Origin of the sequence: Microbispora cellulosiformans (assembly GCF_008728085.1) — a bacterium.
In the GTDB taxonomy this organism is placed as follows: Bacteria; Actinomycetota; Actinomycetes; order Streptosporangiales; family Streptosporangiaceae; genus Microbispora; species Microbispora amethystogenes.
Genome location: NZ_VYTZ01000018.1, coordinates 115,643 through 129,668, shown reverse-complemented (window position 1 = coordinate 129,668; position 14,026 = coordinate 115,643). Strand labels below are relative to the sequence as shown.

The following is a 14,026-nucleotide window of genomic DNA, read 5'->3' as shown; positions in this document are numbered from 1 at the left end:
GCGTCTCCCCGCGTCAGGAACGGCGGAACAGGCCCCGGCGCGCCCGCGGCGCCTGCTCCTCCGGTCGTGCCTTGGCGTTCCCATCCGCAGCCCCGCCGCCGCCCGGCGTGCCGGACCCGGTCTGCGTCGTCCGGACGGGCTGCGCCGACTGGGTGGACTGGGCGGACTGGGTGGACTGGGCGGCCGGTTCGCGGCCGGTCGTCGAAACCTTGTCGAACTGATTCGGCGTGGCGTGCCGTACGCCGTGGGTCTGGGCGACGACGTCGGCGATCGCCTCTCCGGGCGCGGCGAGGAGGCGGGCGCGGGCGACGGCCTCGGTCCGCTCCAGCGTGGCCGTCCGGCCGCCGGGCGCCTCCAGCACCAGCAGGCCGAGGCGTTCCTCCAGCATCGCCTTGACCGCCCGTTCCAGCAGCGCCGCAGAGGGTGGCGCGTCGATCGGCGCGGTGTAGCGGAAGGGGACGGGCGCGGCCGTCGGCGCCGCGCTCTCGGCGAACCGCACCCGCGCGTCGTGCCCGAACGCCGCCCGCACCAGGGCGAGGTCGAACGCCTCGGTCCCCGGCGCCCACCTGCGGTCCCCGTCGAGCAGCGTCCAGGGGCCGGTCAGCGTCACCGCGACGTCCGTGAGCGTGCCGCGCAGCACCGCGTCGACCGCCGCGGCGATCCGCGGCTCGTCCGCCCCGGTCACGTCGAAGACGACCTCCACGTACGGCACGCGCCACCGCCGGCCGGGCTCCTTGCGCAGGTCGCGGCGGAGCGGCACCCGGTGCGCCAGGTGAGCCTCGACCAGCCGGACGATCGCCCTGCCGTGCTCGCCGCGCTGCGCGGGCAGGCCGAGGTGGACGGCGCGGGCCTCCGGGTCGGGGACGAAGACGGCCCCCGCCTGGGCGAGCCGGTAGGCGAACTCGGTGTCCTGGCCGCGCACGACCTCGGGATCGAAGCCCCGGACCTCGTCCAGCAGGGTCCGCCGCAGGGAGACCGTCGGCCCGGTGCAGACCTGGTAGGGGTTCTTGCTGGCCCGCAGGCCGTCGAGGCGGCGGATGGTCTCCTCGGTCGAACTGGACACCAGCGCCGACGGGTCGAACAGGTCCTCCGGCGAGCCGTGCCGTACGGCGTCGTTGACCTGGCCGGGAGTGAGCGCGGGCTCCTCGGCGAACCTCTTGCCGCCGATGGTGACGAGGTAGTCGGTGAGGTGGTGCCAGCGGAACAGCGCCTCCAGGTGCTCACGCGAGATCACCATGTCGGCGTCGAGGCGCTGCACGATCTCTCCCTCGGCCGCCGCGATGCCGGTGTTCATCGCGTGCCCGGCGCCCCACCCGCCGTCCGGCACAGGGACGATTCTCGTGTTCTCCGGCCGCAGATCGGGCAGGCGCAGCGGGGGATCGCTGCGGTCGTCCACCACGATCACCTCGGTGAGACGCGCGGGATAGGTCTGCGCGGCCAGCGCGGCCAGCGTCAGGTCGAGGCGGTGCTGCCCGCCGTGCGCGGGGATCACGACGCTCGCGCCGAGCGTGGGACTCCAGCCGCCGAGGGGCGGCGGCGTGAGCGGAGAGTAGTCGTTGTGGCGAATCCTCGGCCGGGGCTCCACGCCCGTCAGGTGGGCCAATCCTCGTCCTTCACAGCGGTGGTCAAAGGGCTGGCCCAGACTAGCGAAAGCGACTGACGGTTCCCTAAGGTGACGCCCAATATGTCCAGTCGGTGGACAACGGAGTCCGCACGTCAAACGGTTGGCCGTAGACTCGGTGACCGATACCCCTGGTTACACGCGTCCGCACGCGTGGGAGGAGCAACCATGTTCAGGGCTTGGCGTGGCCTTATCGAGGAGTACCGCGACCGTCTGCCGGTCTCCGCGACGACGCCCGTGGTGACCCTGCTGGAAGGCGGCACGCCGCTCGTCCCCGCCAGGCGGGTGTCCGAGATCACGGGATGTGACGTTCATCTGAAGGTCGAGGGTCTCAACCCCACCGGCAGCTTCAAGGACCGCGGCATGACCCTCGCGATCAGCAAGGCCGTCGAGGAGGGCGCCCAGGCGGTCATCTGCGCCTCCACCGGCAACACCAGCGCCTCGGCCGCCGCCTACGCCGTACGGGCCGGGCTGACCTGCGCCGTCCTCGTGCCGCGCGGGAAGATCGCGATGGGCAAGCTGGCCCAGGCGCTGGTCCACGGCGCGAAGCTGCTCCAGGTCGAGGGCTCCTTCGACGACTGCCTGGAGATGACCAGGAAGCTCGCGGAGACGTACCCGATCGCGCTGGTCAACTCCGTCAACCCGCACCGCCTGCAGGGCCAGAAGACGGCGGCCTTCGAGATCGTCGACGCGCTCGGCGACGCGCCGGACGTCCACTGCATCCCGGTCGGCAACGCCGGCAACATCTCGGCCTACTGGATGGGCTACAAGGAGTACGCCGAGGACGGCGTGGCCACCAAGCGTCCCCGCATGCTGGGATTCCAGGCCAGCGGCGCGGCGCCGATCGTCGGCGGCTCCCCGGTCACCCATCCGCAGACGATCGCCACGGCGATCAGGATCGGCAACCCCGCCTCGTGGCGGCTCGCCGAGGCCGCCCGCGACGAGTCCGGCGGCGACATCCAGGCCGTGACCGACCGCCAGATCGCCGCGGCGTACAAGCTGCTCGCGCAGGAGGAGGGCGTGTTCGTCGAGCTCGCCTCGGCCGCGAGCGTCGCCGGCCTGCTGCAGGCCCACGAGCAGGGCCTGCTCACGGCCGGACAGCGGGTCGTCTGCACCGTGACCGGCAACGGCCTGAAGGACCCGGACTGGGCCATCTCCGGCGCTCCCGCTCCGGTGACGATCCCGACCGACGCCTACGCGGCCGCGGCGGCGCTGGGACTCGCCTGACCCGCTCTCTGACACTCAGCACATCTCCAGGTGACGAATTGACCGACAGTCACGGCGTCGTCGTACGCGTGCCCGCGACGAGCGCCAACCTCGGCCCGGGCTTCGACAGCCTCGGCCTCGCCCTCGACCTGTACGACGAGGTGGAGGCGGCGATCTCCGATTCGCCCGGCGTTCGGATCGAGGTGGAGGGCCACGGCGCCGGCGAACTCGACGACGGCGAGGGCCACCTCGTCGTCAGGACCATGCGCGCCACCTTCGACCGCATGGGGTTCGCCCAGCCGGCCGGCGTCGAACTGCGGTGCCGCAACCGGATTCCGCACGCGCGCGGGCTCGGCTCCTCGTCCGCCGCGATCTGCGCGGGTATCCTCGCCGCCCGCGCCCTCGCGCGGGGGCGCGGCGCGGAAGATCTTCCGGATGCGGACGTGTTCGCGCTGGCCACCGAGCTGGAAGGGCATCCCGACAACGTGGCGCCGTGCCTGGCGGGCGGGCTCACCATCGCCTGGACCGACCAGTCGGGGGTGGCGAGTATGGTGAAACTGACTCCGCACGAGGACGTCCGGCCGGTGGCGCTGATCCCGGATTTCCGGTTGTCCACGGAGGAGGCACGGGGGCTGCTGCCGAAGGACGTACCGCACTCGGACGCGGCGGCCAACGCGGGACGGGCGGCTCTGCTCGTCGCGGCGCTCACGGGGAGACCGGAACCCGGCCTTCTGCTCGCCGCCACCGAGGACCGCCTGCACCAGAAGTACCGAGCGCCGGCGATGCCGCGCACCGCCGACCTGGTGCGACGGCTCCGTACGGCGGGGGTGCCCGCCGTGGTCTCGGGGGCAGGTCCGACGGTGCTCGCGTTGACGACAACGGGAACCAAGGATTTGATCGCGGCAGAAGTGGGTAATGACTGGCACATCCAGCCAATGAACGTCGACCCGTCTGGTGCGTTCGTTCGGTTTCCCGAGACACGCTGATGTTTCTTCGACCTTCAGGGAATAGCTGTGCGCGCTGGTGATGTTAGGCTGATAGCCGCACCAGGTGCCCCCGTGTTGGGTGCGTGCTTGTCATTCGTTCATCGCTGCACTTCGTCTCGCGTCCCGCGACGCGGGCAAGGCGATTTCCCCGAAACCGTTTCCTCCAGTCGGCACACCCTCGGGTGGCATGGCCGGAGGCGGCGCTCTCGGAGACATGCGCGTTCGAACCACCAAGACATCTGGTCGGTGGCGGCAATCCGGGGGATCGCCCCCGGGCACCTACCGCTCGCGAATCCCGAGGGTCACCGACACATGAGATTCGCGAAGCCCGACCCGGTCTGTCCCGCCGGGTCGCATCACCGGGACGCCTGGACGCACGATTCTGGCGCCCGACCCCTGGGAAGGACCCTTAGTTGAGCGACACCACCGAACTCCTCTCCGACGGCCAGGCCGCCGGCGACACCCCCACTTCCGCCCCGGCCCGTCCGCGACGTCGCTCCGGCACGGGCCTGGCAGGCATGGTGCTCCCCGAGCTTCAGGCCCTGGCGACCAGCCTCGGCATCACGGGGACCGGACGGATGCGCAAGAGCCAGCTCATCTCGGCCATCCAGGAGAAGCAGGGCGGAACGGGAGAGGCCGCGGCCGAGCCGAAGGCCGCCGCGGAGGCGGCGCCCGCCGTCGCGGAGCGCCCCGCCCGTACCCGCAGGGAACGTTCCCGCTCGGCCGCGCCCGTGGCGGCGCCCGCCGAGCCCGTGACCGCCGCCGAGCCCGTCGTCGCGCCGCGCGAGGAGCGCCCCGCGATCGAGCACGCGCCCGCCGTGGTCGCCGAGCCCGCGCAGAACGGATCCGCCGCCGTGGTCTCCGAGCCGCAGGCCGAGTCCGCGCCGTCCGACGTGCGTGGCGAGCGGCCCGAGCGCGGCGAGCGCCGGGAGCGCCGCACGCGCGGCGAGCGGAGCCGGGAGCGCGGAGACCGCGACGGCCGCGAGAGCCGTGAGAGCCGTGGCGACCAGCGTGGCGACCAGCGGGGTGAGCAGCGCGTCGCCGACGGCGGCGACGGCCCGGGCCGCCGCGACCAGCAGACCCGTGGCGACAACCGTGGCGACAGTCGTGGTGACAGTCGTGGAGACGGCCGCCAGGACAACCGTCAGGACAACCGCTCCGACGGCAAGGGCGACCAGGGCGACGACAGCCGCGGGCGTCGTGGCCGCTTCCGGGAGCGGGGGCGCCGCGGGCGCGACCGCTTCGAGGGCAACGAGCCGGTGATCAGTGAGGACGACGTCCTGATCCCGATCGCCGGAATCCTCGACATCCTCGACAACTACGCCTTCGTGCGCACCAGCGGCTACCTGCCCGGCGCGAACGACGTGTACGTCTCGCTCGCCCAGATCCGCCGCAACGGCCTGCGCAAGGGCGACGTCGTCACCGGCGCCGTCCGGCAGCCGAGGGACGGCGAGCGGCGCGAGAAGTTCAACGCGCTCGTCCGCCTCGACACCGTCAACGGCATGGACCCGGAGCAGGCCCGCCAGCGCCCCGACTTCAACAAGCTCACGCCGCTCTACCCGCAGGAGCGGCTGCGCCTGGAGACCGAGCCGAACGTCCTGACCACCCGGATCATCGACCTCGTGGCGCCGATCGGCAAGGGTCAGCGCGGGCTCATCGTGTCGCCGCCCAAGGCCGGCAAGACGATGGTGCTCCAGGCGATCGCCAACGCGATCACCCGCAACAACCCGGAGTGCCACCTGATGGTCGTCCTCGTGGACGAGCGTCCGGAAGAGGTCACCGACATGCAGCGGTCGGTCAAGGGCGAGGTCATCCACTCGACCTTCGACCGTCCGGCCGAGGACCACACCACCGTCGCGGAACTCGCCATCGAGCGGGCCAAGCGGCTGGTGGAGCTGGGGCACGACGTCGTCGTCCTGCTCGACTCGATCACCCGCCTCGGGCGCGCCTACAACCTCGCGGCGCCCGCGAGCGGCCGGATCCTGTCCGGTGGTGTCGACTCGACCGCGCTCTACCCGCCGAAGCGGTTCTTCGGCGCCGCCCGCAACATCGAGAACGGCGGCTCGCTGACGATCCTCGCCACGGCCCTCGTCGAGACCGGGTCCAAGATGGACGAGGTCATCTTCGAGGAGTTCAAGGGCACCGGCAACGCGGAGCTCAAGCTCAACCGCTCCCTGGCCGACAAGCGGATCTTCCCCGCGGTCGACGTGGACGCCTCCGGCACCCGCAAGGAGGAGATCCTGATGGGCAAGGAGGAGCTGGCCATCGTCTGGAAGCTCCGCCGCGTGCTCCACGCCCTCGACATGCAGCAGGCGCTTGAGCTCCTTCTGGAGAAGATGAAGGAGACCAAGTCGAACGCGGAGTTCCTGCTCCAGGTGCAGAAGACCACGGTCAGCAACGACCGCGACTGACACCGGCACGGCTCTCGCGGACGCCCCGGACGGCCCGCCCGTCCGGGGCGTCCGCGTCTCCGGGTACGGCGTCTCCGGGTACGCATCCGCGCCCGGACGCGGAAAGGCCCGCGCGGACTGGTCCGCGCGGGCCTTCGACGATCTGTGCCGCGTCACCGCGGTGTGCTGTACGGCCGGCGCCAGGGGTTGGTGGGGCGAGCCGTACAGCCCGGCGCTACTTCACGTCCACGAACTTGATGTTCGACAGGGAGCCGGAGGTCAGGCTGGTCGCGGCCGCCGTGGTCCGCCAGTAGCCGTCGTACTTCGGCTTGACGCTCTTGGTGTACTTACCGGTGGAGGTCGCGCCGACGTAGCCGACGAACTTCCACTTCTTGGTGCCCTTCTTCTTGAAGTAGAGCTTCAGGATCTTCTTGCTCCACGCCTTCGAGCCGCGGTAGACCTTGCCGTAGAGCTTGGTCGCCTTGCCCTTCTTCACCTTGCTGGGGGAGGCGTACAGCGTGATCTTCGACTTGGCCTTCGAGCTGCCGCTCTTCTTGACCTGGAAGGCCTTGGTGAAGGAGTACTTCTTGGTGGCCCGGCTGATGCTGATCCGCAGCTGCCAGCTGCCCGTGGACGTGCTGTAGTCCATCGACGTGGAGTCGTGGTAGGAGTCGTCCGCCTCGAGGCCCGTGGACAGCGAGTAGTAGTCGTCCGAGTCCTTCGACTCCAGCCGGACGTCGGTGATCTTCTCGTCGCCGAACTTCTCCAGGTGGAAGCCGGCGTAGACGTCGACCTCCTTGCCCGACTTCAGATACACCGGGTCAGGGTCCACGTTCGCGCTGGTCACCCGCGTCGCGGCCTTGACCTCGAAGGTCGCCGTGTCGCTGCTGACGGCGGTGGTGCTGCCATCGGGGTAGACCGCCACCTTCAGGGTCCACTTGCCCGTGGAGGTGGTCGGCTTGTCGCTGGAGGAGACCGGGATGCTGCCCTTGACCTCCACCGGGCTCGCCGGCGGCGTCGGAGCCGGAGTCGTGTTCGCCAGGTCGCTCAGGGCGGTCACCGACGCGGCGTGCCCCGCGCTGGAGGTGGCCTCCCCTTCCTTCCAGAACTCGGCCTTGATGTCCGGAGCCTTGGAACCCACGTAGGGGCTGTTGACCTTGACGACGAACGGGATCGAGTCACTGCCGCTGGGCGGAATGAAGCTCACCGTGGTGTCGATTTTGATCTCTGCGATCGCCGCAGCGGCGTACGCGGGGGTGACTGTCGTGATGGCCGCTCCTGCGGCGAGAACAGCTGCCCCCGTTGCGGTCGCCCAGGCGATCCGCAAGCCCTTCCTCATGGTTACCCCTTACATTGGTAAAATTGAGGGAAAAGTCGGGTTTGGACACGGGAGCCTAGTGGTACAGATGTGGCTCGTCCACACGGCTGATAACCCCGGTCATGTTTCACCGCGTTTCTGTCAGACCGGTGACGCCGCCCGGCAGCCCTCGCGCGCGGGGGAATAGCGCATGGCCTGGGATGGTTGCAGGATCTGGCACACTGGTAGCCGACCGCAGCGGTACCGGTTCCCGCGCAGCGCATCGAGGTGTGCCCGATGCGCGCAGCCCCGACAGGCAGAGCGACCCGGCGACCGCACCTAGCGTTAGGACTGAGACATGAAGGCCGACATCCACCCGGAGTACGTGGTCACCCAGGTGACCTGCAGCTGCGGGAACTCCTTCACCACCCGTAGCACCGCCAAGAACGGCGTCATCCACGCCGACGTCTGCTCCGCCTGCCACCCCTTCTACACGGGCAAGCAGAAGATCCTCGACACCGGTGGCCGGGTGGCGCGCTTCGAGGCGCGCTTCGGCAAGAAGGCCCAGGGCAAGTAGCTCCTCCAACACGCCGGCTCGGGGCGCCCTCTTTCGGGGCGCCACCGGGTCGGCGTTCTTGGTGATTGCGGCCTTTACCGAGGACAGAGCGTAAGGAGCGTGCGGTGAACCTCGACGAGATCATGAGCGAATACGCGGACCTGGAACTGCGGCTCGCCGACCCCGCCGTGCACGCCGACCAGAGCAAGGCGAGGGCGTACGGCAAGCGGTACGCGGAGCTCACGCCGATCGTCGCGACGTACCGGGAGCTCGAAGGCGTACGGGAGGATCTCACGGCGGCGCGCGAACTCGCCGCCGAGGACCAGGCGTTCGCGGACGAGGCGACCGAGCTGGAGGGCCGCATCCCGGTGCTGGAGGAGAAGCTCACCCGTCTCCTCGTGCCGCGCGACCCCAACGACGACAAGGACGTCATCATGGAGATCAAGGCGGGTGAGGGCGGCCAGGAGTCCGCCCTGTTCGCCGGTGACCTCCTGAGGATGTACCTGAGGTACGCCGAGCGGGCCGGCTACAAGACCGAGGTCATCGACGCCCAGCACTCCGACCTCGGCGGCTACAAGGACGTCACCGTCGCCATCAAGGGGCGGGAGGGCGTCTGGTCGCGGCTGAAGTTCGAGGGCGGCGTGCACCGCGTCCAGCGCGTACCGGTGACCGAGTCGCAGGGCCGCATCCACACGTCCGCCGCGGGCGTGCTGGTGTATCCCGAGGCGGAGGACGTGGACGTCCAGATCGACCCCAACGACCTGCGGATCGACGTCTTCCGCTCCAGCGGGCCCGGCGGGCAGAGCGTCAACACCACCGACTCGGCCGTACGGATCACGCACCTGCCGACCGGCGTGGTCGTCTCCTGCCAGAACGAGAAGAGCCAGCTCCAGAACAAGGAGTCGGCGCTGCGCATCCTGCGCGCCCGGCTGCTCGCGATGGCGCAGGAGGAGGCCGACGCCGCGGCGATGGCCGAGCGCAAGTCGCAGGTGCGCACCGTCGACCGCTCCGAGCGGGTCCGCACCTACAACTTCCCGGAGAACCGCATCTCCGACCACCGTGTGGGCTTCAAGGCCTACAACCTCGACCAAGTCCTGGACGGCGATCTCGACGCGGTGATACAGGCATTGCTCGACGCCGAACTCGCGGAGAAGCTGGCCGCCCGTTTGTGAGACAGCGGTGGGTGAGCTAGCGGTGGGGGTCGATGGGAGACCGTGGAGGACCTGGGAGATGATGCGTGAGACCCGCAGACCCGGCGACCCCGCCGCGCGCCACCCCGTCGGCCCGTGCTCCGCGAACCGGCGACCGCCACGCCCAGCCGCGAACCCCGTGCCGTAAGAGATCATGACCTTTCTGCTCGACGAAATCGCCCTCGCCACCGCCCGGCTCGCCGAGGCGGGAGTGCCGTCACCGCGAACGGACGCCGAGGAGATCGCGGCCTTCGTCCACGGCGTGCCGCGCGGCATGCTGCACACGGTCAAGGACGCCGACTTCGACGCGCGCTTCTGGGAGGGGGTCGCCCGGCGCGAGGCACGCGAGCCGCTGCAGCACATCACCGGGCGGGCCTACTTCCGCTATCTGTCCCTTGAGGTCGGCCCCGGGGTCTTCGTGCCCCGCCCGGAGACCGAGGTCGTCGCGGGCTGGGCGATCGACCGGCTCCAGGAGATGGACGTCGCCTCCCCGGTCGTGGTCGACCTCGGCACCGGTTCGGGGGCGATCGCGCTGTCGATCGCGCAGGAGGTCGCGCTGGCCCAGGTGCACGCCGTCGAGATCGACCCCGTGGCGTACGGCTGGGCGAGGCGCAACGTCCTCGAACACGGCCAGGGGCGCACGACCCTGCACCCGGAGGACCTCACCGACTGCCTGCCCGAGCTGAACGGCCAGGTCGACCTGGTCGTCTCCAACCCTCCGTACATCCCGCCCGGAGCGGTCCCCAGGGACCCCGAGGTGCGCGACTACGATCCCTCCCGGGCGTTGTACGGCTCGGGCGAGGACGGGCTGGACGAGGTCAGGGCCGTCGAGCGCACGGCCCGCAGGCTGCTGCGGCCGGGCGGGTTCGTCGTGGTCGAGCACGCCGACCTCCAGGGCAACGCGGTGTACTGGCTGTTCTCGGAGGAGAAGGGCTGGCGCGACGTGCGGTTGCGGCAGGACCTGACCGGCCGGGACCGGTTCGTCACCGCGCGGCTGACCCAGGACTGATCCAGACTGGTCCGGGACTGATTCGGGACTGACCGCGATCGGCTCGGTGAGCCGGTCACGACGGCGGGGCCGGGCGGAAGACGTGGAAGGATGGCTTCGTGAGCCGACGGTATGACTGCGCGAACCAGGACGAGCGAACCGGTGGTCTGACCGATGCCGCCTCTGCCGTACGCAAGGGCGAGCTCGTGGTGCTTCCCACCGACACGGTTTACGGGATCGGCGCCGACGCCTTCACCGCCTCCGCGGTCAACATGCTGATGGAGGCGAAGGGGCGCGGCAGGGACACGCCCCTGCCTGTTCTCGTGGGCACCGTGCGGGCCGCCAACGCGCTCGTGGAGAGTCTCGGGACGTACGGGCAGGACCTGGTGGACACCTTCTGGCCCGGGCCGCTCACGCTCATCCTGAGGGCCAACCGGTCGCTGTCGTGGGACCTCGGCGACAGCAAGGGAACGGTCGCCGTCCGCATGCCGCTCCATCCGGTCGCGCTGGACCTCCTCAAGGAGACCGGTCCGATGGCGGTCTCCAGCGCCAACCGGACCGGCAATCCTCCCGCCAAGACGGTGGACCAGGCCCAGGAGCAGCTTGGGGAGTCGGTGGCCGTCTACCTGGACGGCGGCCCCTGCGACGACAACGTCCCCTCCACGATCGTCGACCTGACCACCGCCGTGCCCCGGGTGCTGCGCACGGGCGCGATCCCCACGGACAAGATCCGGAACCTGGTGGGGTATCTCGCGACGGAGGAGTGACCGCCCTCTGGTTGTATGTCTCACGATGTGAGATGTGATCTCGGCTCTGAGCAGGACGATCAATGCCGTCTGGCTATCGGTCTTCTTTACTGAAGTCACCCCGGCTACCGTGAAGTGCGCCGATATCTCTGTGGAGGCGCGCCGATGGCCAAGCTTGACGGGATGGATCCCAAGCTCGTCCGTGAGCTGCTGTCGCAAGTTCAGCACGCAGCGAACCAGATGGGCACCATCGAGGCCCGCGTCACCCAGCTGGCACGCAACGCGGGCGTGTCCGTGCACGTGACGCACCGGCCGTCACAGGTCGCCGACGCCTGCTCCACCCTGGTCAAGGACGTCACCGGCCGGCTCGAGCTGCTGGAGAAGAAGGAGAAGCAGAGCACCGGCAAGGCGCCCACGGTCGACGGCGCCGCCTACACGCAGGAGAAGGACATCACCGCGCCGGCGGACGACCCGGCGCCGAAGTCCGACTCGCACGGAGACAAGGCCGACCACAAGGCCGATCACAAGACTGAGCACAAGGCCGACCACAAGGCCGACCACAAGCCCGCCGCGAAGCACGGGACGGCGGCCGGCGGGGCGGAGAGCACGGCCACGCAGCCCGGGGACAAGCAGGTCCACGAGAAGGAGCACCCGGTCCGCACCTCGCCGCCCGGCCACGGCTCGGGAGACTCCGGCGGGTCGGCGAAGGGCGAGAGCTCTCACCAGGTGCACAGCGCGTCCGACGGAGCGCATCGCTCCGCCGCGGAAGGCAGCGGCTCGGCCGGGGCGAAGCCCGCGGAGAAGACGCACGGCACGGCGACGGGCGAGCTTCCCCAGATGCGGCCCGCACAGGACGCGGCCCAGGTCGTCCATCCCGTCCGGCCCGTCGACGTCACCGACACGGGCGACTCCGGCCTCGGAGAGCCGGCCGGTGTCGGCCAGACCCAGGGCCAGGGTCATGCGCAGGGCGTGCCGGAGGCGTCGAAGCCGGTGACCGAGCAGCCTGCGGGTGTCGGTCAGACTCAGGACCACGGGCAGGGAACGCCGGAGGGGTCGAAGGCGGCGGGTGAGCAGCCCGCGGGTGTCGGCCAGACTCAGGGCCAGGGTCATGCGCAGGGGGTGCCGGAGGCGTCGAAGCCGGTGACCGAGCAGCCGGTCGGCGTCCGCGACGATTCGCAGATCATCGACACCCCGGGCAAGGACCATCCGGACGACATCGACCAGAGGGCCGGCCGGCAGGAGATGACGGTCGACGGGGTCAGGGTCGTCGCCACTCCCCTGAACCAGCCCGACGCGGGGAGCGCGGCGACCCACGCTCAGCAGACGGCGAACGGGACCGGTCCGCACCCGAACGGGGCACCCGGGTACGTCAATCCGCTCGAACCGAGCAACCAGACGGCGAACCAGGCCTCGCACACCGGGCTAGCGCCGGGCGATCCCGAGGGCGACTATGTCGGCACACCTGCCGACAACGCCACGGAGGACCCGTACGCGGCGGGCGCCGCGACCTCGGTTCCGGGTACCCCCGACAGCCACGGCGCGGTGTCGACCCACACCGCGAGCACGGGCCAGACGGCGAACCAGGCTTCGCACACCGGGCTCGCGCCCGGTGACCCCGAGGGCGACTATGTCGGCACACCTGCCGACAATGCCACGGAGGACCCGTACGCGGCGGGCACCGCGACCTCGGTTCCGGGGACCCCCGACAGTCACGGCGCGGTGTCGACCCACACCGCGAGCACGGGCCAGCCTGTGACGTACAACGCGGCCACCAGCTACGCCGACACCAGCTACGCCGACACCGGTAGCGGGGCGGCGAACGGCACGACGGCGAGCCTCGAGATGAACAGGACGGACAACGGTCCGGCAGGCCCCGGCACCGGTACCGCGACCGGCACGGCCGGTGGCACGGGCACAGGCACCGGCGGCCTGACCGATCATTCGGGCACCGGTACCGCGACCGGCACGGCCAGTGGCACGGGCACAGGCACAGGCGGCTTGGCCGACCACCCGAGCACGGGCAGCGGTCATACGGGCACGGGCAACGGTCATACGGGCAGCGGTCATGCGAGCACCGGCAGCGGTGGGACGCACGGCACGACGTCCAGTGTCGCGATGGACGGTGTGGAGAGGGGTCACACGGGCACGGGCGGCGCCGCGCACGGCACGGCCAGTGGCACGGGCACAGGCACGGGCGGTCTGGCCGATCACCCGGGCAAAGGCACGGCCACGGGCGGCCTGGCCGATCACCCGGGCAGGGGCAGCGGTGCGGTGACGGTTGACGTGACGCGGCCGGTGGACACCGCCCCTTCCGCCGGGACCTCGGACACGACCCACGGCATGTCCTGCACCTGCGGCGCGGCGCCTGGGGGCGCCATCGGCGGGCCGGGCTGCACCTGCGGCGCGATGCACGCCGGCGCGGGCGGTCACGGCGTGACGGCCGGCCACGGTGTCACCGGCTGGACCGGCGGCGGCGGTCAGGGCGAGACGGGTGGTCACGGCTCGGCGAATGGTCACGGAAACGGTCACGGAACGCACGGTGCGGGTGATCACGGCACGGCGGGTGGCCGAGGAGCGGGGGACTGCGATCCGGCGGATCGTCATGGGGCCGGCGGCAGGGGAGCGGGGGACCACGGAGCGGCGGGTGGCCAGGGATGGGGCGGACATGGGCCGGGCGGGGGAGACGGCAGCGGGACGGGTGTGACCGGTACTGGCCGGGACGACACGGGCGCGGGGGCCAGGGAGGGCGACGGCTCCTCGTGGGCCGATCCGCGGACGGTCGCCTCCACGCAGCCCGGCGAGGTGCTCACCTATCCGGCGCGTCACCTGCACGACGACGCGGCGCTGCAGATGCTGGCCGACCATCACCGCGACATCGCTCCCCACGACATGCCGGACGTCAGAGTCCCGGAGGGGGAGTGGGGCGAGGGCGACTGGGCGGCGAGGAAGATCCAGCCCGACGGGCCTCCCGGAGGCGTCGAGGCCGTCGACCCCGGTCCGCCGACCCCGGAGAACTGACCGTGCGAGCACGAACGACGCTGTCGCC

The 14,026-nt window shown here is 70.9% G+C and carries 10 protein-coding genes; 8 read left to right on the top strand and 2 right to left on the bottom strand.

Going from position 1 to position 14,026, the window contains the following annotated elements; genetic code table 11:
• Positions 1–13 precede the first annotated feature (13 nt).
• Positions 14–1,603: a glycosyltransferase gene (locus F5972_RS33220; RefSeq protein ID WP_225312116.1), complete on the bottom strand. Its 1,590-nt coding sequence runs from the start codon at positions 1,601–1,603 to the stop codon at positions 14–16.
• Positions 1,604–1,789: 186 nt separating this feature from the next.
• Here F5972_RS33220 and thrC point away from each other — a divergent pair, with 186 nt between their 5' ends.
• The 3 genes from thrC (at position 1,790) to rho (ending at position 6,224) form a co-directional block, all read left to right on the top strand.
• Positions 1,790–2,848, top strand: a complete 1,059-nt coding sequence (gene thrC, locus F5972_RS33215; protein ID WP_150939469.1) for a threonine synthase — start codon at positions 1,790–1,792, stop codon at positions 2,846–2,848.
• A 38-nt stretch (positions 2,849–2,886) separates the two neighbouring features.
• Positions 2,887–3,813 (top strand): homoserine kinase, encoded by a 927-nt coding sequence (gene thrB / locus F5972_RS33210; protein ID WP_150939466.1) that lies wholly within the window; start codon positions 2,887–2,889, stop codon positions 3,811–3,813.
• A gap of 413 nt (positions 3,814–4,226) precedes the next feature.
• Positions 4,227–6,224, top strand: coding sequence for a transcription termination factor Rho (rho, locus tag F5972_RS33205; protein WP_150939464.1), 1,998 nt, complete (start codon positions 4,227–4,229; stop codon positions 6,222–6,224).
• Positions 6,225–6,438: 214 nt separating this feature from the next.
• Here rho and F5972_RS33200 read toward each other — a convergent pair whose 3' ends face one another.
• Positions 6,439–7,542 carry a hypothetical protein gene (locus F5972_RS33200; RefSeq protein ID WP_150939463.1) on the bottom strand — a complete coding sequence of 368 codons (1,104 nt, stop codon included), beginning with the start codon at positions 7,540–7,542 and terminating at the stop codon, positions 6,439–6,441.
• A gap of 316 nt (positions 7,543–7,858) precedes the next feature.
• Here F5972_RS33200 and rpmE point away from each other — a divergent pair, with 316 nt between their 5' ends.
• The 5 genes from rpmE to F5972_RS33175 all read left to right on the top strand — a co-directional run bounded on the left by rpmE (position 7,859) and on the right by F5972_RS33175 (position 13,998).
• A complete protein-coding gene (rpmE, locus tag F5972_RS33195) occupies positions 7,859–8,077 on the top strand; it encodes a 50S ribosomal protein L31 (protein ID WP_117409077.1) in 219 nt (72 codons plus the stop codon).
• A 104-nt stretch (positions 8,078–8,181) separates the two neighbouring features.
• Positions 8,182–9,228, top strand: coding sequence for a peptide chain release factor 1 (prfA, locus tag F5972_RS33190; protein ID WP_225312115.1), 1,047 nt, complete (start codon positions 8,182–8,184; stop codon positions 9,226–9,228).
• 172 nt (positions 9,229–9,400) lie between these two features.
• Positions 9,401–10,255 carry a peptide chain release factor N(5)-glutamine methyltransferase gene (gene prmC / locus F5972_RS33185; RefSeq protein ID WP_150939461.1) on the top strand — a complete coding sequence of 285 codons (855 nt, stop codon included), beginning with the start codon at positions 9,401–9,403 and terminating at the stop codon, positions 10,253–10,255.
• Positions 10,256–10,353: 98 nt separating this feature from the next.
• Positions 10,354–11,001 carry an L-threonylcarbamoyladenylate synthase gene (locus F5972_RS33180; RefSeq protein ID WP_150939457.1) on the top strand — a complete coding sequence of 216 codons (648 nt, stop codon included), beginning with the start codon at positions 10,354–10,356 and terminating at the stop codon, positions 10,999–11,001.
• A 144-nt stretch (positions 11,002–11,145) separates the two neighbouring features.
• Entirely contained in the window at positions 11,146–13,998 is a 2,853-nt protein-coding gene (locus F5972_RS33175) for a hypothetical protein (RefSeq protein ID WP_150939455.1), read from the top strand.
• Positions 13,999–14,026 lie beyond the last annotated feature (28 nt).